Origin of the sequence: Galbitalea sp. SE-J8, assembly GCF_030345695.1 — a bacterium.
Taxonomy (GTDB): domain Bacteria; phylum Actinomycetota; class Actinomycetes; order Actinomycetales; family Microbacteriaceae; genus JAUASV01.
Genome location: NZ_JAUASV010000011.1, coordinates 17983 through 39169 on the forward strand (window position 1 = coordinate 17983; position 21187 = coordinate 39169).

Annotated in this window: 17 protein-coding genes; 11 read left to right on the top strand and 6 right to left on the bottom strand. The window is 70.7% G+C overall.

What is annotated here, in order from left to right:
- Nucleotides 1-38: 38 nt before the first annotated feature.
- The 10 genes from uvrA (at nucleotide 39) to QT381_RS08845 (ending at nucleotide 11619) form a co-directional block, all read left to right on the top strand.
- Nucleotides 39-2999, top strand: coding sequence for an excinuclease ABC subunit UvrA (gene uvrA, locus QT381_RS08800; RefSeq protein ID WP_289248531.1), 2961 nt, complete (start codon nucleotides 39-41; stop codon nucleotides 2997-2999).
- Between the two features lie 38 nt (nucleotides 3000-3037).
- Nucleotides 3038-4969, top strand: coding sequence for an excinuclease ABC subunit UvrC (gene uvrC, locus QT381_RS08805; protein WP_289248532.1), 1932 nt, complete (start codon nucleotides 3038-3040; stop codon nucleotides 4967-4969).
- Between the two features lie 34 nt (nucleotides 4970-5003).
- Nucleotides 5004-5873 carry an RNase adapter RapZ gene (rapZ, locus tag QT381_RS08810; protein ID WP_289248533.1) on the top strand — a complete coding sequence of 290 codons (870 nt, stop codon included), beginning with the start codon at nucleotides 5004-5006 and terminating at the stop codon, nucleotides 5871-5873.
- Nucleotides 5874-5920: 47 nt separating this feature from the next.
- Nucleotides 5921-6901, top strand: coding sequence for a DNA-binding protein WhiA (gene whiA / locus QT381_RS08815; protein ID WP_289248534.1), 981 nt, complete (start codon nucleotides 5921-5923; stop codon nucleotides 6899-6901).
- Between the two features lie 168 nt (nucleotides 6902-7069).
- Nucleotides 7070-7696, top strand: a complete 627-nt coding sequence (locus QT381_RS08820) for a superoxide dismutase (protein ID WP_289248535.1) — start codon at nucleotides 7070-7072, stop codon at nucleotides 7694-7696.
- Between the two features lie 99 nt (nucleotides 7697-7795).
- Nucleotides 7796-8809, top strand: a complete 1014-nt coding sequence (gene gap, locus QT381_RS08825) for a type I glyceraldehyde-3-phosphate dehydrogenase (protein ID WP_289248536.1) — start codon at nucleotides 7796-7798, stop codon at nucleotides 8807-8809.
- Nucleotides 8810-8828: 19 nt separating this feature from the next.
- A complete protein-coding gene (locus QT381_RS08830) occupies nucleotides 8829-10043 on the top strand; it encodes a phosphoglycerate kinase (protein ID WP_289248537.1) in 1215 nt (404 codons plus the stop codon).
- A complete protein-coding gene (tpiA, locus tag QT381_RS08835; protein WP_289248538.1) occupies nucleotides 10034-10852 on the top strand; it encodes a triose-phosphate isomerase in 819 nt (272 codons plus the stop codon). The genes QT381_RS08830 and tpiA overlap by 10 nt, the downstream gene beginning before the upstream one ends.
- Before the next feature lie 70 nt (nucleotides 10853-10922).
- Nucleotides 10923-11174 carry a preprotein translocase subunit SecG gene (gene secG, locus QT381_RS08840; RefSeq protein ID WP_289248540.1) on the top strand — a complete coding sequence of 84 codons (252 nt, stop codon included), beginning with the start codon at nucleotides 10923-10925 and terminating at the stop codon, nucleotides 11172-11174.
- A gap of 76 nt (nucleotides 11175-11250) precedes the next feature.
- Nucleotides 11251-11619, top strand: a complete 369-nt coding sequence (locus QT381_RS08845) for an RNA polymerase-binding protein RbpA (RefSeq protein ID WP_289248541.1) — start codon at nucleotides 11251-11253, stop codon at nucleotides 11617-11619.
- Nucleotides 11620-11723: 104 nt separating this feature from the next.
- On the opposite strand, the gene pgl is transcribed toward QT381_RS08845, so the two are convergent.
- The 6 genes from pgl to tkt are packed head-to-tail and all read right to left on the bottom strand — an operon-like array spanning nucleotide 11724 to nucleotide 19996.
- A complete protein-coding gene (pgl, locus tag QT381_RS08850; protein ID WP_289248543.1) occupies nucleotides 11724-12527 on the bottom strand; it encodes a 6-phosphogluconolactonase in 804 nt (267 codons plus the stop codon).
- A gap of 4 nt (nucleotides 12528-12531) precedes the next feature.
- Nucleotides 12532-13533, bottom strand: a complete 1002-nt coding sequence (locus tag QT381_RS08855) for a glucose-6-phosphate dehydrogenase assembly protein OpcA (protein ID WP_289248544.1) — start codon at nucleotides 13531-13533, stop codon at nucleotides 12532-12534.
- Between the two features lie 28 nt (nucleotides 13534-13561).
- On the bottom strand, nucleotides 13562-15106 hold the full coding sequence (gene zwf / locus QT381_RS08860) for a glucose-6-phosphate dehydrogenase (RefSeq protein ID WP_289248545.1): 1545 nt from the start codon (nucleotides 15104-15106) through the stop codon (nucleotides 13562-13564).
- A 9-nt stretch (nucleotides 15107-15115) separates the two neighbouring features.
- Nucleotides 15116-16717 carry a phosphoglucose isomerase-related protein gene (locus tag QT381_RS08865; RefSeq protein ID WP_289248546.1) on the bottom strand — a complete coding sequence of 534 codons (1602 nt, stop codon included), beginning with the start codon at nucleotides 16715-16717 and terminating at the stop codon, nucleotides 15116-15118.
- Nucleotides 16714-17841 (bottom strand): transaldolase, encoded by a 1128-nt coding sequence (tal, locus tag QT381_RS08870; RefSeq protein WP_289248547.1) that lies wholly within the window; start codon nucleotides 17839-17841, stop codon nucleotides 16714-16716. The genes QT381_RS08865 and tal overlap by 4 nt, the downstream gene beginning before the upstream one ends.
- A gap of 55 nt (nucleotides 17842-17896) precedes the next feature.
- Nucleotides 17897-19996: a transketolase gene (gene tkt, locus QT381_RS08875; protein ID WP_289248548.1), complete on the bottom strand. Its 2100-nt coding sequence runs from the start codon at nucleotides 19994-19996 to the stop codon at nucleotides 17897-17899.
- A gap of 268 nt (nucleotides 19997-20264) precedes the next feature.
- On the opposite strand from tkt, the gene QT381_RS08880 reads away from it, so the two are divergent.
- A complete protein-coding gene (locus QT381_RS08880; protein ID WP_289248549.1) occupies nucleotides 20265-21185 on the top strand; it encodes a heme o synthase in 921 nt (306 codons plus the stop codon).
- The last annotated feature ends 2 nt before the right edge of the window (nucleotides 21186-21187 follow it).

Sequence of the window (21187 nt, forward strand, 5' to 3'; positions counted from 1 at the left end):
ACCAGCCGGTGTCGGTGGTCGTTCGTAGACTGGTGCCGATGTCGATCTCTGCCGTTCCCGGTGCCCAGAAACCCGGTATTCAGAAGCCCGGTGCTTCGTCGAGGCTCAGTGCCCCCAACGCGCACGGTGCCTCCAACACGCTCAGTGTCAAGGGCGCGCGCGTGCACAACCTCAAGAACATCGACCTCGAGATCCCGCGCGACTCGCTCGTCGTGTTCACGGGCCTGTCCGGCTCGGGCAAGTCGAGCCTCGCGTTCGACACGATCTTCGCCGAGGGCCAGCGCCGCTACGTCGAGTCGCTCTCCGCGTACGCGCGCCAGTTCCTCGGCCAGGTCGACCGGCCCGACGTCGACTTCATCGAGGGGCTGAGCCCCGCGGTGTCGATCGACCAGAAGTCGACGAACCGCAATCCGCGTTCGACGGTGGGCACGATCACCGAGATCTACGACTACATGCGCCTGCTCTGGGCGCGCGTCGGCGTGCCGCACTGCGCGGTGTGCGGCGAGAAGATCCAGCGCCAGACCGTGCAGCAGATCGCCGACCAGCTCATGGAGCTTCCGGCCGGCACCCGGTACCAGGTGCTGAGCCCGGTCGTGAGCCAGAAGAAGGGCGAGTTCGTCGACCTGTTCAAGGAGCTCGCCGCCCAGGGCTACTCGCGCGCGATGGTCGACGGCGAGATGGTGCAGCTCACCGACCCGCCGACGCTGAAGAAGCAGGTCAAGCACGACATCTCCGTCGTCATCGACCGGCTCGTCGCGGCCGACGACCTGCTCACGCGGCTCACCGACTCGCTCGAGACGGCGCTGCGCCTCACCGACGGCCTCGTGCAGATCAACTACGTCGACGAGAGCGACCCGAAGCGGGCCTGGCGCACGATGAGCGAGAAGCTCTCCTGCCCGAACGGACATCCGGTCGCCCTCACCGAGATCGAGCCGCGCACGTTCAGCTTCAACGCGCCGTTCGGAGCCTGCCCGGAGTGCTCCGGACTCGGCTCGAAGATGGCAGTCGACTCCGACCTCGTCATCTCCGACCCGGCGAACTCCCTCGCGGAGGGCGCGATCCTGCCCTGGGCCGCGCAGGCCGGCAAGGGGCTGTTCCACTACTTCGAGAAGCTGCTCGTCGGCCTCGGCAAGGACCTCGGTTTCGACCTCACGACGCCGTGGCAGCAGCTCACGGAAGACCAGCGTCAGGCCATCCTGCACGGCAACGACTTCGAGGTCGTGGTGCGCTGGCGCAACCGCTACGGCCGCGACATGAAGTACTCGACGGGCTTCGAGGGGGTCATCCCGTACATCGAGCGCAAGTTCGCCGAGGCCGAGACGGATGTGCAGCGCGCCCGGTTCGCCGAGTACCTGCGCGAGATCCCCTGCCCGGTGTGCGACGGCAAGCGCCTCAAGCCCGAGGTGCTCGCGGTCACCGTCAACGGCTCGAGCATCTCCGACGCCTGCGAGCTGAGCCTCGGCGACGTCTACGACTTCATGTCGCAGCTCACGCTCACCGAGCGCGAGGCGCGCATCGGCGCGCAGGTGCTGCGCGAGATCAAGCTGCGCCTCGAGTTCCTCGTCGAGGTCGGCCTCAGCTACCTCGACCTCGCGCGCGCCGCCGCGACGCTGTCGGGCGGCGAGGCGCAGCGCATCCGGCTCGCGACCCAGATCGGCTCGGGCCTGACCGGCGTGCTCTACGTGCTCGACGAGCCGTCGATCGGCCTGCACCAGCGCGACAACCGCCGCCTCATCGACACGCTCGTCAAGCTCAAGAACCTCGGCAACACCCTCATCGTCGTCGAGCACGACGAGGACACCATCCGCACGGCCGACTGGATCGTCGACATCGGCCCCGGCGCGGGGGAGCACGGCGGGGTCGTCGTGCACTCGGGCGACTACGCGTCGCTGCTCGCGAACACCGACTCGTTCACGGGCGACTATCTCGCGGGCCGCCGCGAGATCGGCGTGCCCGAGACGCGCCGGCCGATCGACCCGCAGCGCGAGATCACCGTGGTCGGCGCGCGCGCCAACAACCTCAAGAACGTCACGGCCTCGTTCCCGCTCGGCGTCTTCACGGCCGTCACGGGCGTCTCCGGATCGGGCAAGTCGAGCCTCGTCAACGACATCCTCTACCGGGTGCTCGCCAACGAGCTCAACGGCGCCCGCCAGATCCCGGGCCGCCACACCCGCGTCACCGGCCTCGACCACCTCGACAAGGTCGTGCACGTCGACCAGGCTCCGATCGGCCGCACGCCGCGGTCGAACCCGGCGACCTACACGGGCGTGTTCGACAAGATCCGCACCCTGTTCGCCGAGACGACGGATGCGAAGACCCGCGGCTACCTGCCGGGCCGGTTCTCGTTCAACGTCAAGGGCGGCCGCTGCGAGAACTGCTCGGGCGACGGCACGATCAAGATCGAGATGAACTTCCTGCCCGACGTCTACGTCGCGTGCGAGGTGTGCGGGGGAGCGCGTTACAACCGCGACACCCTGACGGTGCGCTACAAGGGCAAGAACATCGCCGAGGTGCTCGAGATGCCGATCAGCGAGGCGGCCGAGTTCTTCGAGCCGATCAGCTCGATCCACCGCTTCCTCAAGACGCTCGTCGACGTCGGCCTCGGCTACGTGCGCCTCGGGCAGAGCGCGACCACGCTCTCCGGCGGCGAGGCGCAGCGCGTCAAGCTCGCGACCGAGCTGCAGAAGCGCTCGAACGGCCGCAGCGTCTACGTGCTCGACGAGCCGACCACCGGTCTGCACTTCGAAGACGTGCGCAAGCTGCTGCTCGTGCTGAACGGCCTCGTCGACAAGGGCAACACCGTCATCGTCATCGAGCACAACCTCGACGTCATCAAGAACGCCGACTGGATCATCGACATGGGTCCGGAGGGCGGCTCGGGCGGCGGCGTCATCGTCGCCGAGGGCACGCCCGAGGAGGTCGCGCGGGTGGCCGAGAGCCACACCGGCGAGTTCCTGCACGACCTGCTGCCGGTCGAGCCGGTTCGGGCGCGCGCCTGACCGTGGCGGCGGCCGACACGCCGGGGAGGGGCTGAGCCGTGGCCGACACCGTCGCCTGGCGCCCGAGGGCCGGCGAGATCCCGACGCAGCCGGGCGTGTACCGGTTCCGCTCCGAGAAGGGCCGCGTGCTCTACGTCGGCAAGGCGAAGAACCTGCGCTCCCGGCTCTCGAACTACTTCCAGCCGCTGCCGAGCCTGCACGAGCGCACCCGGCGGATGGTGCTCACCGCCCGCAGCGTCGAGTGGACGGTCGTGGCGAGCGAGTTCGAGGCGCTGCAGCTCGAGTACACCTGGATCAAGGAGTTCACACCGCCGTTCAACGTGATGTTCCGGGACGACAAGACCTATCCGTTCCTGGCCATCACGCTCGCCGACGACGTGCCGCGCGTGCTCGTCACGCGCAACCGCAACCTGCGCGGCGCCCGCTACTTCGGGCCGTACACCAAGGTCTGGGCGATCAAGGAGACGGTCGACAACCTGCTCAAGCCGTTCCCGATGCGATCGTGCTCCGACAGCACATACCAGCGGGCCGAGCGCACCGGCCGTCCGTGTCTGCTCGGTGACATCGGCAAGTGCGCCGCGCCGTGCGTCGGCCGCATCTCGAAGGCGGACCACAAGGCGATCGCGCTCGATTTCGCGAACTTCATGGCGGGCAACGACCAGCGCTACGTCGGCGACCTCACGAGGCGGATGAAGGCGGCCTCCGCCGAGCTCGACTTCGAGTCGGCCGCGCGCTACCGCGACCAGATCCAGGCGATGGAGGCGGCGCTGTCGAAGACGAACGTCGTGCTCGCCGAGGACGTCGACGCCGACGTGTTCGGCATCGCCGACGACGAGCTAGCCGCCGCCGTGCAGCAGTTCATCGTGCGCGGCGGGCGCATCCGCGGTGTGCGCAGCTGGGTGGTCGACAAGGAGCTCGACGTGACCCTCGGCGAGCTCGTCGAGACGGTGCTGCAGAACGCCTACGACCCCGACGACGGCCAGGCCGGCGGCGAGCCGCCGCGCGAGGTGCTCGTGCCCGCGCTCCCGGATGACGCCCCCGAGCTCGAGCAGTACCTCACCGGACTGCGCGAGCGAGCCGGCCGGGTCGCCATCCGGGTCGCGCACCGCGGCGAGAAGGCCGCGCTCGCGCAGACCGTGACGACGAACGCCAAGCAGGCGCTCATGCTCTACAAGACCCGCCGCTCGGGCGACTTCGTGGCCCGCAGTCAGGCGCTCAGCGACATCCAGGAGGCGCTCGGCATGTCCGACGCCCCGCTGCGGATGGAGTGCTACGACGTGTCGCACCTGTCCGGCACGAACGTCGTCGCGTCGATGGTCGTGTTCGAGGACGGCCTGCCGCGCAAGGACCAGTACCGGCGCTTCTCGATCGCGGAGACGACGGACGACACCGAGTCGATCCACCAGACCCTGACCAGGCGCCTCGCCTACCTGCGCGAGCCGGAGGAGCTCGTCGACGACGAGGGCAAGCGCGCCCGGTTTGCGTACAAGCCGAACCTGCTCATCGTCGACGGCGGCCAGCCGCAGGTCGCGGCGGCGCAGCGCGCGCTCGACGAGGCCGGAATCACCGGCATCACGCTGTGCGGCATCGCGAAGCGCCTCGAGGAGATCTGGCTGCCCGACAGCGACTACCCGGTGATCCTGCCGCGCAACAGCGAGGCGCTCTTCCTGTTCCAGCGCATCCGCGACGAGGCGCACCGCTTCGCGATCACCTACCAGCGCCAGCGCCGCCGCTCCGACATCTCGTCGCAGCTCGCCGAGATCCCGGGCCTCGGGCCGAGCCGGGTGCGGGAGCTGCTCAAGCACTTCGGCTCGGTCGCGCGGCTCAAGCGCGCGGATGCCGCGGCGATCGCCGAGGTGCGCGGCATCGGGCCGGCGCTCGCGACCGCGATCGTCGCGGCCCTGAGGCCGGATGCGGCGGCACCGGCAGACGGCACCGGCGCCGACGCTCCCGCGCGCCCGGTATCGTGAGAGCCCCGCACCGCCGACCCGTGAGGCCCTCCCCGTGACGTCCGAGACGCAGCAGCTGCTCATCGTCACGGGCATGTCGGGCGCCGGGCGGTCGACGGTCGCGAACTCGCTCGAGGACCTGGGCTGGTACGTCGTCGACAACCTGCCGCCGCAGATGCTGCCCCCGCTCGTCGACCTCGCCCGGCGCGCCCGCGACACCCTGCCGCGGATCGCCGCCGTCGTCGACGTGCGCGGCGGCCGCCTGTTCACCGACCTCGAGGGCGCGCTCGATGCGCTCCGCCGCGAGATCGGCGTGCGCATCCTGTTCCTCGAGGCCACGGATGCCGCCCTCGTCCGCCGCTTCGAGCAGGTGCGGCGACCGCATCCGCTGCAGGGCGACGGCACGATCCTCGACGGCATCGTCGCCGAGCGGGAGCGGATCGCACCGCTGCGCGCCCTCGCGGACGTCGTGCTCGACACCTCCGAGCTCAACATCCACGAGCTCGCGACCCGGGTCGCCGAGCAGTTCGCGCCCGCGGACACCCCGGGGGTGCGGGTCACGCTCATGAGCTTCGGATTCAAGTACGGCCTGCCGACCGACGCCGACATGGTCGCCGACGCGCGCTTCCTGCCGAACCCGCACTGGGATCCGGCGCTGCGCGATCAGACCGGCCTCGACCCCGCGGTGAGCGAGTACGTGCTGTCCCGGCCGGGCGCGCGCGAGTTCGTCGCCGCCTACTCCGCCGCCCTCGCGCCCGTGCTCGCCGGCTATCAGCGGGAGGACAAGAGACACGCTACGATCGCTGTCGGATGCACGGGCGGCAAGCACCGATCCGTCGCCGTCGTCGAGGAGCTCGCGGCCGCCGTGCGCGGCCTGCCCGGCGTCGTCGTCCGGGTGAAGCACCGGGACCTGGGACGCGAGTAGCGACCCCGCGCCAGCACCGCATCCGTCGATCCAGCAAGGAGTAGCCCGTGGCATTGACCGCCGACGTCAAGGACGAGCTCGCGAAGGTCGTCGTCGGCAAGACGTCGGTGCGCGCCGCCGAGCTCGCGAGCGTGCTGCGCTTCGCGGGCGGGCTGCACACCATCTCCGGCCGCCTCGCCGTGGAGGCGGAGCTCGACTCGGCCGTCTCGGCATCGCGGCTGCGCAAGGACCTCGCCGAGCTGTACGGCACCCGCAGCGCGGGCATCGTCGTGCAGCCCTCCGGCCAGCGCAAGACCCCGCAGTACCTCGTGCGCGTCGTCGAGGGCGGCGAGACGCTCGCCCGCCAGACCGGGCTGCTCGACTCCCGGCGGCGGCCCGTGCGCGGCCTGCCGAACCGGCTCACCACCGGGTCGCGCGAGGAGCTCGCCGCGATCTGGCGCGGGGCGTTCCTCGCCGCGGGATCGCTCACCGACCCGGGCCGCTCGGCGTCGCTCGACGTCGCCTGCCCGAGTCCCGAGGCGGCCATGGCTCTCGTCGGCGCCGCGGGCCGGCTCGGCGTCACGGCCAAGGCGCGCGACGTGCGCGGCGTGACGCGCGTCGTGGTCCGCGAGGGGGAGGAGATCAGCAGGCTGCTCGTGCTCATGGGCGCCGGGGACACCGTCGCCGCCTGGGAGCAGCTGCGCCAGCGCCGTGAGGTCCGGGCGACCGCCAACCGGCTGGTCAACTTCGACGACGCCAATTTGCGCCGCTCCGCGCAGGCGGCGGTCGCGGCCTGCGCCCGCGTCGAGCGCGCCCTCGAGATCCTCGGGGACGGGGTGCCGGAGCACCTGCGCTACGCCGGCGCGCTGCGCCTCGACCACCGCGACGCGAGCCTCGACGAGCTCGGCCACTTCGCCGACCCGCCGATGACGAAGGATGCGGTCGCCGGCCGCATCCGTCGCCTGCTCGCGATGGCCGACAAGCGCGCGGTCGAGCTCGGCGTGCCGGGCACGGATGCGGGCCTGCCCGACGATCTGATCGACGCCTGAGCGCGGTCTGCCTGAGCGCGCTCGGCCGGAGCACTGTCGCGGCCTGAGCGCGGGCTCGACGCATCCGGTAACCCGCCGGTATCCCCGCTGGGCGCTCACTAGACTCGAAACCGCCGGCCCGGACCGCCGATCCCGCGTGTCCGGGGCGTGCGGAAATGGAGAAGCGCAATGGCTGAGTACACCCTCCCGGATCTCGCGTACGACTACGGGGCACTCGCTCCGAGCATCAGCGGCACGATCATGGAGTTGCACCACTCGAAGCATCACCAGGCCTACGTGACGGGCGCGAACACCGCGCTCGCGCAGCTCGCCGAGGCCCGCGAGAGCGGCAACCTCGCGAACGTGAACAAGCTCGAGAAGGACCTCGCGTTCAACCTCGGCGGTCACGTCAACCACTCGATCTTCTGGACGAACCTCAGCCCCGAGGGCGGCGACAAGCCGACGGGCGACCTCGCGACCGCGATCGACGGCCAGTTCGGCTCGTTCGACGCCTTCGTCGCGCAGTTCACGGCCGTCGCGCTCGGCGTGCAGGGCTCCGGCTGGGCGGTGCTCGCCTACGACATCATCGGCGGGAACCTGACCACGTTCCAGCTGTTCGACCAGCAGGGCAACGTGCCGCTCGGGCTCGTGCCGCTGCTCATGCTCGACGTGTGGGAGCACGCCTACTACCTCGACTACAAGAACGTGCGGGCCGACTACGTCAAGGCGTTCTGGAACATCGTGTCCTGGGACAACGTGGAGGCCCGCTACACGGCCGCGACCGAGAAGACCGGCGGCCTGCTGGTACTGTCGTAACGGCGTCACGGCCGGGGCGATCCGCCCCGGCCGACTGCCGTCACCACCCCCTCTGACCTGCGCGGAGCTGCCGCGCGAACACCACCACTGGAGAGTTCTGTGAGCGTCAAGATCGGCATCAACGGCTTCGGCCGCATCGGTCGCAACTTCTTCCGCGCCGCCCTGGCCAAGGGCAGCGACCTCGAGATCGTCGCGGTCAACGACCTCACCGACCCCAAGGCTCTCGCGCACCTCCTGAAGTACGACAGCGTCACGGGTCGCATCCCCGCGGACGTTCAGGTCGAGGGCGACTCGATCATCGTGAACGGCAAGCCGATCAAGGTGCTCGCCGAGCGCGACCCGGCGGCCCTGCCGTGGGGCGACTTCGGCGTCGACATCGTGATCGAGTCGACCGGCCGCTTCACCAAGTCGGAGGATGCCAAGAAGCACCTCATCGGCGGCGCGAAGAAGGTCATCGTCTCGGCCCCGGCCACGGGCGACGACGTCGCGACCCTCGTGCTCGGCGTCAACGAGGAGACCTACGACCCCGCCAAGCACACCGTCATCTCGAACGCCTCGTGCACGACGAACTGCCTGGCCCCGCTCGCGAAGGTGTTCCTCGACGAGTTCGGAATCGAGCGCGGCCTCATGACGACGGTGCACGCCTACACGGCCGACCAGAACCTGCAGGACGGCCCGCACAGCGACCTCCGCCGCGCGCGCGCCGCGGCCGCGAACATCATCCCGACCTCGACCGGCGCCGCCAAGGCGCTCGGCCTCGTCATCCCGGAGCTCGTCGGCAAGCTCGACGGCTACGCGCTCCGCGTGCCGGTCATCACCGGCTCGATAACCGACCTCACGCTGCAGAGCGCGACGAAGGGCCTCACGGTCGCCGACATCAACGCCGCGTACAAGAAGGCGTCGGAGGAGGGCCGCCTCAAGGGCATCCTGGCCTACACCGAGGACCCGATCGTCTCGACCGACATCCAGTCCGACCCGCACTCCTCGATCTTCGACGCCGGCCTGACCAAGGTGATCGGCGACCAGGTCAAGGTCGCGTCGTGGTACGACAACGAGTGGGGCTACTCGAACCGTCTCGTCGACATCACCGAGTACGTCGCCGATCGCCTCTGAGCGCGACAGACACCGAGCGATGACCCTCCGCACGATCGAGAGCCTCGGCGCCCTCGGCGGGCGCACCGTCCTCGTCCGGCTCGATCTCAACGTCCCCCTGAAGGACGGCGCGATCACGGACGACGGACGCGTGCGCGCGTCGCTGCCGACGCTGAACCTGCTCATCAACGCCGGCGCCCGCGTCGTCGCGATGTCGCACCTGGGCCGCCCCGACGGCGCGCCCGACCCGAAGTACAGCCTCGCGCCCGTCGCACAGCGCCTGTCCGAGCTGCTCGGCAAGCCCGTGACGTTCGCGACGGACACCGTCGGCGACGCCGCCCGTGAGGCGGTCGCGGCGGCGTCCGACGGCGACGTCGTGCTGCTCGAGAACCTGCGCTTCAACGCGGGGGAGGCGAGCAAGGACGCCGACGAGCGTCTCGCGTTCGCGGAGCGGCTCGCGGCGCTCGGCGACGTGCTCGTCTCCGACGGCTTCGGCGTCGTGCACCGCAAGCAGGCGAGCGTGTACGAGCTCGCGACCCTCCTGCCGAGCGCCGCCGGCACCCTCATCGCCGCGGAGCTCGACGTGCTCGACCGGCTCACCGAGAACCCCGAGCGCCCCTACACGGTCGTGCTCGGCGGATCGAAGGTGAGCGACAAGCTCGGCGTGATCGGGCACCTGCTGCCGCGCGTCGACAACCTGCTCATCGGCGGCGGCATGCTCTTCACCTTCCTGGCCGCGCAGGGTCACCCGGTCGCATCCAGCCTGCTCGAGAAGGACCAGATCGACACCGTGCTCGGCTACCTGAAGGACGCCGAGGAGCGCGGCGTGCGGATCGTGCTGCCGACGGATGTCGTGGTCGCGTCGGGCTTCAGCCCGGCTGCCGAGCACGAGATCGCCGCGGCCGACGCGATCGAGGGCACCGCGTTCGGCGCCTCGGGAATCGGCCTCGACATCGGACCGGACACCGCGGCGCGGTTCGCCGAGATCATCGCGGCGTCGACGACCGTGTTCTGGAACGGGCCGATGGGCGTGTTCGAGTTCCCCGCCTTCGCCGCGGGCACGAAGGCCGTCGCGCAGGCGCTCACCGGGGTGAGCGGCCTCGGCGTGGTCGGCGGCGGCGACTCGGCCGCGGCCGTGCGGGCGCTCGGCTTCTCCGACGACCAGTTCGGCCACATCTCGACGGGCGGCGGCGCGAGCCTCGAGTTCCTCGAGGGCAAGAAGCTCCCCGGGCTGGAGGTGCTCGGATGGCAGTGACCCCTCGACCGGCTCAGGACGGCGGCGCCGCGCGCACGCCGTTCATCGCCGGCAACTGGAAGATGAACCTCGACCACCTGCAGGCGATCGCCTTCGTGCAGAAGCTCGCCTGGAGCCTCAGGGACGCCGGCCACGACTTCGCCGCCGTCGAGGTCGCGGTGTTCCCTCCGTTCACCGACCTGCGCAGCGTGCAGACGCTCGTGGCCGCCGACAAGCTCGAGCTCGCCTACGGCGCGCAGGACCTGTCGGCGCACGACTCGGGCGCGTACACCGGCGAGATCTCGGGGGCGTTCCTCGCGGCCCTCGACGCGCGCTACGTGATCATCGGCCACTCCGAGCGCCGTCAGTACCACGGTGAGACGGACGAGGTGGTGGCCGCCAAGACGGCGGCCGCGATCAAGCACGGCATCGTGCCGGTGGTGTGCGTCGGCGAGACCGCCGAGGATCTCGAGCAGCATGGGCCGTCGGCCGTGCCGGTCGCGCAGCTCCGCGGCGCACTCGCGCACCTGTCGAGTCCCGCCGATCTCGTGATCGCGTACGAGCCGGTCTGGGCGATCGGCTCCGGGCAGGCCGCGACCCCCGAGCAGGCGCAGCAGGTCTGCGCCGCGCTGCGCGCCGAGCTCGGGTCGCTGCTCGGCGCCGACGTCGCCGCGGCGACGCGCATCCTGTACGGCGGCAGCGTCAAGTCGGGCAACATCGCGGGCTTCCTCCGGCAGCCGGACGTCGACGGCGCCCTCGTCGGCGGCGCGAGCCTCGACGTCGCCGAGTTCTCGAGCATCGCGCGCTACCAGAAGCACGTCGGCGTCTGACCGCGCACGGTAGGATTGTCTCCGGCTGTCGGCCAGACGAACGCCACCGACCGCACGAAAGGTACTCTCCGTGTTGATCCTCCAGGTCGTGCTCCAGGTCATCCTGGGGATCACGAGCCTTCTGCTCACGCTGCTCATCCTCCTGCACAAGGGGCGCGGCGGCGGCCTGTCCGACATGTTCGGGGGCGGCGTCACGTCGAACCTCGGCGCGTCCGGCGTCGCGGAGCGCAACCTCAACCGGTTCACCGTGCTCCTCGGCCTGGTCTGGATCGTGAGCATCATCGTGCTCGGCCTCATCACGAAGTTCGACGCCGCCAGCTGATCCGGCGGGCGCCGGCCACCCGGCACACTCCCACACAGCATCGTTCACACAGCATCGTCCCTTCGGAGGAGATTCCATGGCTTCAGGCGGCAGCGCCATCCGGGGTTCGCGCGTCGGCGCGGGTCCCATGGGCGAACAGGACCGCGGCTACCACGCGGACCGCATCGCGATCTCGTACTGGGACGCCCTCGGCAACGAGACCGTGCGCTACTTCGCCGCGGGCCTCCCCGAGGAGGAGATCCCGGATGTCATCGACTCGCCCTCGTCGGGCCTTCCCGCCGGTCGTGACCGCGAGAACCCGCCGCAGGTCGCCAAGCTCGAGCCGTACAAGACGCACCTCGCGTACGTGAAGGAGCGCCGCACCGAGGAGGAGGCGGCCCAGCTCCTCGAGGAGGCGCTGGCGCAGCTGCGCTCCCGCCGCGGCACGGCGGCTCCCACCGCGTAACGCCCGCGCAGCTCCCGACCGTGCCCGTTCGCGGATGCGGTCAGCGCCCGTCCGTCACGACCTGGGCCGTGAAGCCGGCGGAGCTCTCCGGCCGGCCCGCGCCCCTAGAACTCGTCGGTGGAGTCCGCCGCTGTCCAGAACAGCTCGGTCGCCATGAGGCTCTCGGGCACCTCCGCCGTCGCGTCGCGGTCGACGAAGAAGACCGTGGCATCGCGGCCCTGGGCGCCCGACGCGGGCACGTCGGCGACGCTCGCGTCCGCGAGCGTGAGGCCGAGGGCGGATGCCTTGTCGGCGCCCGACATGACGGCCCAGACCCGGTGCGACGAGTTGATCACCGGCAGCGTCAGGCTGAGGCGCTCGGGCGGCGGCTTGGGGGAGTTGCGCACCGGGATGACCGTGCGCACCGCCTCGCGGATGCCCGATCGCCCCGGGAACAGGGAGGCGATGTGGGCGTCCGGCCCGACGCCGAGGAAGGTCACGTCGAACGGCGGGTAGGCCGCGCCGTCGAGGCCGAAGCGCGCGAGCTCGGCCGCGTAGGCATCCGCAGCCTCGTCGAGGGTGAGACCATCGTCGGAGGCCGGGAACGCGTGCACCGTGCTGCCGTCGAGCCCGAGCACGTCGAGCAGCGCCTCCCGGGCCTGCGTCTCGTTGCGCTCGGCGTCGCCGCGCGGCAGCCACCGCTCGTCGCCCCACCAGAAGTGGACGCGACTCCAGTCGATGGTCTGCCGCGCCTTCGACTTGCGCACGGACTTGAGCACGGCCGCGCCCATCGTGCCACCGGTGAGCACGACGGCCGCGTGACCGTACTCGTCGATGACATCGATGAGCGTCGTGATGAACCGGGCGGCGACCGCCGCCGCGAGCGCCGACTTGTCGGGATGGACGATGACTCGACGCCCGTTGCTCATCGGCTTATTCCTCCTGTGTCGCGCGCCGGTTCGTGACGGCCTTCGCCGCCTTGCGCACCGCGCGCTCATCCGTTCCCCCGAGCAGTTCGAGGCCGTGACGGATCACGTCGCCGAACAGGTCGTCCGGGTCGAGCCTACGCAGTTCCTCGGCGAGGCAGTCGCGCAGGCTGCGGCGTGGCAGCGAAATCTCGTGCGTCGGCTGGTTGGGCTGCTCGAGCACCGCGACGGCGTGCGTGGTGCGCTCGAGGCGCACCTCGCCCGACGGACGATGCAGCACGACGCCCTGGATGCCGCTCGAGCCGTGCGCGCGCGTCGACGTCGACAGCTCGACCTCGACATCGAGCTGCAGGCGCAGCCACGCGGCGAGCAGGAACGACGAGGGAGAGTCGGCCGTGCCGAACACCTCGACGCCCGTGACGGGCTCGTACGGCGGCTGGTCGAGCACGGCCGCGAGCTGGGCGCGCCACAGCGTGAGGCGCGTCCAGGCGAAGTCCGTGTCGCCCGGCGTGTACGAGTCGGCGAGCCGCACGAGCGCCTCGAGCGGGTTCTCGCTCGCGGCGGCATCCGTGATGCGGCGCTGTCCGATCGTGCCGAGCTCCGTGTCGGCGGCGCGGTCGGGCGCCTGGCCCGGCCACCACACGACGACCGGCGCGTCGGAGAGCAGCAGGCCCGTGACGAGACCCTCGGGGTCGGTCGCGGTGGCGCCGTAGGCCTTGAGCACGATGACCTCGCTCGCGCCGGCGTCGCCGCCGACCCGGATCTGCGCGTCGAGCCGGGGATCGGCGAGCGCCTCCTCCTCCGGGTCGGTGGAGATAACGATGACGCGCATCGGGTGCTCGCGCGAGGCGTCGTTGGCGGCCTCGATCGCCTCCTCCTCCTCGCCGAGGTGCGTGGAGATCACGAGGGTGAGCACGCGCCCGAGGGCGACGGCGCCGCCCTCCTCGCGGATCTTCACGAGCGCCTTCGAGACGCCGGGCGTCGTGGTGTTGGGCAGATCGACGATCACAGTTCTCTTCCGATCATGGCAGTTCTCATCACGGCCGCCGCCAGGAGCGGCCGTCGCGCTCGAGGAGCTCGTCCGCCGACGCGGGACCCCACGTGCCCGGACGGTACTGCTCGAGCGGACCGCCCTCGGCGGCCCAGTACTCCTCGATCGGATCGAGGATCTTCCAGCTGAGCTCGACCTCCTCGTGCCGCGGGAACAGCGGCGGGTCGCCGAGCAGCACGTCGAGGATGAGGCGCTCGTAGGCCTCCGGGCTCGCCTCGGTGAAGGCGTGGCCGTAGCCGAAGTCCATCGTCACGTCGCGCACCTGCATGCCGGCGCCCGGCACCTTGGAGCCGAAGCGGATGGTGACGCCCTCGTCCGGCTGCACGCGGATGACGAGCGCGTTCTGGCCGAGGGTCGCGGTCTGGCTCTCGGCGAACAGGTACTGCGGGGCGCGCTTGAACACCACCGCGATCTCCGTCACCCGGCGTCCGAGCCGCTTGCCGGCGCGCAGGTAGAACGGCACGCCCGCCCAGCGGCGGGTGCCGATCTCGAGCTTGATGGCGGCGTAGGTCTCCGTCGTGGACTCCGGGTTCATCCCGTCCTCCTCGAGGAAGCCGGTGACCTTCTCGCCGCCCTGCCAGCCGCTCGCGTACTGACCGCGCGCGGTCGCCGTGGCGAGGTCCTTCGGCAGGCGCACCGCCGAGAGCACCTTCTCCTTCTCCGCGCGCAGGTCGGCCGCGTCGAACGACACCGGCTCCTCCATCGCGGTGAGCGCGAGCAGCTGCAGCAGGTGGTTCTGGATGACGTCGCGCGCCGCGCCGATGCCGTCGTAGTAGCCGGCGCGGCCGCCCACGCCGATGTCCTCGGCCATCGTGATCTGCACGTGGTCGACGTAGTTCGCGTTCCAGATGGGCTCGTAGAGCATGTTCGCGAACCGGAGCGCCAGGATGTTCTGGACGGTCTCCTTGCCGAGGTAGTGGTCGATGCGGAACACGCTGTCGGGCGGGAACACGCCCTCGACGATCGCGTTGAGCTCGCGCGCGGTCTTCAGGTCGGAGCCGAACGGCTTCTCGATGACGACGCGGCGCCAGGCGCCAACCGTCTGGTCCGCGAGGCCCGAGCGCTTGAGCTGCTCGGTGACGAGCGGGAACGCCTTCGGCGGGATCGACAGGTAGAACGCGTGGTTGCCCATCGTGCCGCGGCTGCGGTCGAGCTCCTCGACGGTCTCGCGGAGACGCTCGAACGCCGCCTCGTCGTCGAACTCGCCCTGCACGAAACGGATGCCCTGGGACAGCTGGTTCCAGACGTCCTCATCGAACGGCGTGCGCGCGTACTGCTTGACGGCGTCGTGCACGACCTGGGCGAAGTCCTGGTCCTCCCAGTCGCGCCGGGCGAAGCCGACGAGCGCGAAGCCCGGGGGGAGCAGGCCGCGGTTGGCCAGGTCGTACACCGCGGGCATGAGCTTCTTGCGCGACAGATCGCCGGTCACGCCGAAGATCACGAGGCTCGAGGGCCCCGCGATGCGGTTGAGACGACGGTCGGTGGGAAGCCGGAGAGGATTGTTTCGGGGAGAGATCTCTGCGGGTGACACGGGGTCCTCTCAGCTGAGCGCTGCGACGAGCGCTGCCAGCTGGTCAGTCGGGTTCGTGAGCGTCAGCGTCAGCACCGGTCGGCCGTGCTCGGCGAGCACGCTCGCGTCGCCGGCCGCCTGGGCCTGGATGAGCTCACCGAAGGTGAACGGGCTCTCCGGGATCGCGAGGTCCTCGGCCGCGACGGCGGTGATCTGCAGGAACACGCCGTTCGCGGGGCCGCCCTTGTGGTACTGGCCGGTCGAGTGCAGGAACCGCGGGCCCCAGCCGAACGTCACCGGGCGCTTGGCGCGCTCGGCGAGGCGGTTGCGCACGCCCTCCAGCTCGGGGTTGTCGATGCGCGAGAGGTACGCCTGCACGGAGAGGTAGCCCTCGTCCGAGAGGAACGACAGCAGCGACGACACCGCGCCCTCGAGGTCGGTCACGTCGGCGAGCACGTCCGCGGTGCCGCGCACCTCGATGCCCTCCGGCGAGACGAACGCCGGCGGGGTGGGCTCGGGCGTGGTGTCGAGCAGCGCACGGGTGGCGACCTTCGCGCTCTCGACGTCCGGCTGGTCGAACGGGTTGATGCCGATCAGGCGACCCGCGACGGCGACGGCGTACTCCCAGACGAGCAGCTGCGCGCCGAGCGTGCCGGTGATCTCGACCTCGCCCGGGGCGACCTCGCGCTCCTCGGCGACCGAGCCGACGAGACGCACGATCTGCACGTCGTCGAGCCTCTCGGCGAGCTCGGGGGCGTCGACGGGCAGCACGACGGGCAGCAGGCCCTTGCCGATCTTGCCGGTCGACTCCGCGATGAGCTGCTCCACCCAGTCGCCGAAGCCGACGATGTGGGTGCCGTCCGCGACGACGCCGATCTTGTCCTTGAGCGGGCGGGTGCCGCCGAGGGCGGCGCCGAGCACGAGCCCGGGGTTCGACGGCGCGTCGACCGCGAGCTCGGGGAGCACGGCCTCGGCCTCGGCGAGAAGCGCACGGATGTCGACGCCGGCCAGTCCGGACGGCACGAGACCGAAGGCGGTGAGGGCCGAGTAGCGGCCGCCGACGTTCGGGTCGGCGTTGAAGACGCGGTAGCCGTCGGCACGCGCCGAGACGTCGAGCGGCGAGCCCGGGTCGGTGACGATGACGATCCGGTCGACGGGGTCGATGCCGGCCTCGTGGAACGCCTTCTCGTAGACCTTCCGCTGGCTCGCGGTCTCGACCGTGGAGCCGGACTTCGACGAGATGACGATCGCCGAGGTGGTCAGGCGGTCGTTGAGCGCGTCGAGCACCTGCTGCGGGTCGGTCGAGTCGAGCACCGTGAGCTCGACGCCCGCGGTCTTCGTGATGACCTCGGGGGCGAGCGACGAGCCGCCCATGCCGCCGAGCACGATGTGGTCGACCCCGAGCTCGAGCAGGCGGGCGCGGAGCGCCTCGATGTCGTCGACGAGCGCCGACGAGATCGCGACGGCCTCGGTCCAGCCGAGTCGCTTCGCGGACTCCGCCTCGGCGTCCGGGCCCCACAGCGTGGGGTCCTGCGCCGTGATGCGGCTCGCGACCAGGTCGCTGACGAGCTGCGGGACGACCCGGTCGATCGCCTCCGCCGCCGCTCCCGAGGCGGCGATCGCGACGGTCACTTGGCCGCGTCCAGCGCCGCGGTGACGGTGTCGAGAAGCTCGTTCCAGCTGACGATGAACTTCTCGACGCCCTCCTTCTCGAGCAGCGCGGTCACCTCGTCGTACGAGATGCCCTGCGCGGCGATCGCGTCGAGCACGCCCTGCGCGGCCGCGTACGAGCCCGTGATGGTGTCGCCGCGGATCTCGCCGTGGTCGAACGTGGCCTCGAGCGTCTTCTCCGGCATGGTGTTGACGACCTCGGGGGCGACGAGCTCGACGACGTAGGTCGTGTCGAGCACGGCCGGGTCCTTGACGCCGGTCGACGCCCACAGCGGACGCTGCTTGTTGGCGCCCGCGGCGAGCAGCGTCGCGGCGCGCTCCGAGGCGAACTCCTCGAGGTAGACCTCGTAGGCGAGCTGGGCGTTCGCGACGCCGGCCTTGCCCTTGAGGGCGGCCGCCTCATCCGTGCCGACCGCCTCGAGCCGCTTGTCGATCTCGGTGTCGACGCGCGACACGAAGAACGAGGCGACGGAGTGCAGCGTCGACAGGTCGATGCCCGCCGCCTGGGCCTTCTCGAGGCCCGTGAGGTAGGCGTTGATGACCTGGCGGTAGCGCTCGAGGCTGAAGATGAGCGTGACGTTGACGCTGATGCCCGCCGCGATCGTCTCGGTGATCGCCTCGAGGCCCTCGAGGGTCGCGGGGATCTTGATGAGGGCGTTCGGGCGCGCCACCTTGTTCCAGAGCTGCTGCGCCTGGGCGATCGTGCCGGCCGCGTCGTGCGCGAGGCCCGGCTCGACCTCGATCGACACGCGGCCGTCGAAGCCGTCCGTCGAGTCGTAGATGCCGCGGAAGATGTCGCTCGCGTTCGCGACGTCGTCCGTCGTGATCTCGAAGACGGCATCCGTCACGCTCGTGCCCGCCTTCGCGAGCTCGGCGACCTGGGCGTCGTAGGCCTCGCCCTTGGCGAGCGCGCCCGCGAAGATCGTCGGGTTGGTCGTCACGCCGACGACGTTCTTCTCGGCGATGAGCTTCTCGAGACCGCCCGACGCGATGCGCTCGCGGGAGAGGTCGTCGAGCCAGATGCTCACGCCGGCGGCCGACAGGGCGGCCGTGGGGGACTGGGTCGTGGTTTCGGTGGTGCTCATGTTCTCTGTCTTCTTCCGATATCTGGGGGCGATCGGTCGCTGCTGAACGGGTCGTTCAGGCGGAGGCGGCGGCGAGGGACTCCTTGGCGGCGGCGACGGCGTGCGCCGTCGTCAGTCCGAACTCCCGGTAGAGCGTCTTGTAGTCGGCGCTCGCACCGAAGTGCTCGATGGACACGCTGCGACCGGCGTCGCCGACGTAGCGCTTCCAGGTGAGGTCGACGCCCGCCTCGATCGAGACGCGCGCGGTCACGGATGCCGGCAGCACGCTCTCGCGGTAGGCGGCGTCCTGCTCCTCGAACCATTCGACGCACGGCACCGACACGACGCGCGCGTTGATGCCCTCGGCCTTGAGCTGTTCGCGGGCGTCGACCGCGATCTGCACCTCGGAGCCGGTGGCGAGGAAGATCACGTCGGGCGTGCCTCCGGGGGCCTCCGCGAGCACGTAGGCGCCCTTCGGCACGGCCGAGGCCGCGGCGAAGGTGTCGCCCTCGGCCGCGCCCTCGCCGCGCGCGAACACGGGCAGGTTCTGGCGGCTGAGCGCGAGGCCCGCGGGGCCCTCGCGGCGCTCGAGGATCGTCTTCCAGGCCCACGCGGTCTCGTTGGCGTCGGCGGGACGAACGATGTCGAGGCCCGGGATCGCGCGGAGCGAGGCGAGCTGCTCGACCGGCTGGTGCGTCGGGCCGTCCTCGCCGAGCGCGACGGAGTCGTGCGTCCAGACGTAGATGGTCGGCGCCTTCATGAGGGCCGCGAGGCGCACCGGCGGGCGCATGTAGTCGCTGAAGATCAGGAACGTGCCGCCGAACGGGCGCGTGTTGCCGTGCAGCACGATGCCGTTGAGGATCGCGCCCATGGCGTGCTCGCGGATGCCGAAGTGCAGCACGCGGCCGCCCTTCTTGGCGCTCCACTCGTGCGTGCCCCACTTCTCGGGCACGAACGAGCCGCCGCCCTCGATCGTCGTGAGGTTCGACTCCGCGAGGTCGGCCGAGCCGCCCCACAGCTCGGGCATGATCGGCGCGATCGCGTTGATCACCTTGCCGGACGCGGCGCGGGTCGAGACGTCCTTGCCGGCCTCGAACACCGGCAGTGCCTCCTCGACCCCCGCGGGCACGTCGCCGGAGAGGAGGCGGTCGAGCAGCTCCTTCTTCTCCGGGTTCGCTGCGGCCCAGGCGTCGAACTCCACGGTCCACGCGGCGTGCTGCGCCTGTCCGCGCTCGACCGCCTTGCGGGTGTGCTCGAGCACCGCCGGGTCGACGTCGAAGCTCTTCTCGGGGTCGAAGCCGAGCACCTCCTTGAGGCCCTTGACCTCCTCGGCGCCGAGCGCGGATCCGTGGATCTTGCCGCTGTTCTGCTTCTTCGGGCTCGGCCAGCCGATGATCGTCTTGAGGATGATGATCGACGGCTTGTCGGTCACGCCCTTCGCGGCCTCGATCGCGGCGTTCAGCTCGGCGACGTCCTCGACGTACTCGCCGGTCTTCTTCCAGTCGACCTGGTGCACGTCCCAGCCGTACGCCTCGTAGCGCTCGGCGACGTCCTCGGTGAAGGCGATGTTCGTGTCGTCCTCGATGGAGATCTGGTTGCTGTCGTAGATCACGACGAGGTTGCCGAGCTCCTGGTGGCCCGCGAGGGAGGACGCCTCGCTCGTGACGCCCTCCTGCAGGTCGCCGTCGCCCGCGATGACGTAGACGAAGTGGTCGAAGACGCTCTCGCCGGCGGGGGCGTCGGGGTCGAACAGGTTGCGCTCGAAGCGGCTCGCGTAGGCGAAGCCGACCGCCGAGGCGAGGCCCTGGCCGAGCGGGCCGGTCGTGATCTCGACGCCGTCGGTGTGCCCATACTCGGGGTGGCCCGGGGTCTTGGAGCCCCAGGTGCGGAGCGCCTCGAGGTCGGTCAGCTCGAGGCCGTAGCCGCCGAGGTAGAACTGGATGTACTGCGTGAGCGAGGAGTGGCCCGCCGACAGGATGAACCGGTCGCGGCCGATCCAGGTGGAGTCGCTGGGGTCACGACGCATGACCTTCTGGAAGAGCAGGTAGGCGGCCGGGGCGAGGCTCATGGCCGTGCCCGGGTGTCCGTTGCCGACCTTCTCGACGGCATCCGCCGCGAGCACGCGGACCGTGTCGACGGCCTTGCTGTCGAGGGAGTCCCACTGGAGTTCTGCCACGCGTCTGATGACCCTTCACTAGTGCACCGCGACGCGCTGAAGCATCGACGGCCGTTTGTACTCGCCCGGCCACTGACTTCGATGTCCCCGCGGGCAGCACGAACAGCAGAACAGATCTGGTGGTGGTGGTCATGCCGACGGTGGGGCAAGCACTACGAGTATAGGGACGCCCGCGTGTCGGGGTGATTGCTGGGCACGCGCCGAGTCCGACGCGACGCGGGCGTCCGGATAGACTGGCCGGGTTCCGAGCACGAGAGTGAGGAGATCGATGGATCTCGCCGTCCAGTCGCGCCCCACGGGCGGGCTCCCCGGCATCCGTCGCACCGTTCTCGCGTACCTCGCGCTCACCAAGCCCCGCGTCATCGAGCTGCTGCTCATCACGACCGCGCCCGTCATGGTGCTCGCGGCGCGCGGCATCCCGAACCTGTGGCTCGTGCTCGCGACGCTCGTCGGCGGCGCGCTGAGCGCGGGCAGCGCGAACGCGTTCAACTGCTGGATCGACCGCGACATCGACCGCGTGATGAACCGCACGAAGAACCGGCCGCTCGTCACGGGCGAGCTCACCGACCGGCAGGCGCTCGCGTTCGCCGCGGTCGTCGGCGCCGTGTCGGTGGCCTGGCTCGGCCTGCTCGTCAACTGGCTGTCGGCCGCGCTGTCGCTGTTCGCCATCCTGTTCTACGTCTTCGTCTACACGCTCTGGCTCAAGCGCCGCACGCCGCAGAACATCGTCTGGGGCGGCATCGCGGGCTGCATGCCCGTGCTCATCGGCTGGAGCGCCGTGACGGACTCGCTGAGCCTCGCGCCGTTCATCCTGTTCGGCATCGTCTTCCTCTGGACGCCGCCGCACTACTGGCCGCTGTCGATGAAGTACCGCGCCGACTACCACCGCGCCGACGTGCCGATGCTCGCGGTCGTGCGCGGCCGCGCCGTCGTCGGGCTGCAGGTCGTGCTCTACGCCTGGGCGACGGTGGTGTGCTCTCTCCTGCTCGTCCCGGTCGCCGGGATGGGGGTGACCTACACCGCGGTCGCGGCCGGCTCGGGCGTGTGGTTCCTCATCGAGTCGCACCGGCTGTACGGCCGGGCGATCCGGCACGCCGACGCCCGGCCGATGCGCGTGTTCCACGCCAGCATCACGTACCTCACGCTCGTCTTCCTCGCGGTCGGCATCGACCCGCTGCTGCCGTTCTGACC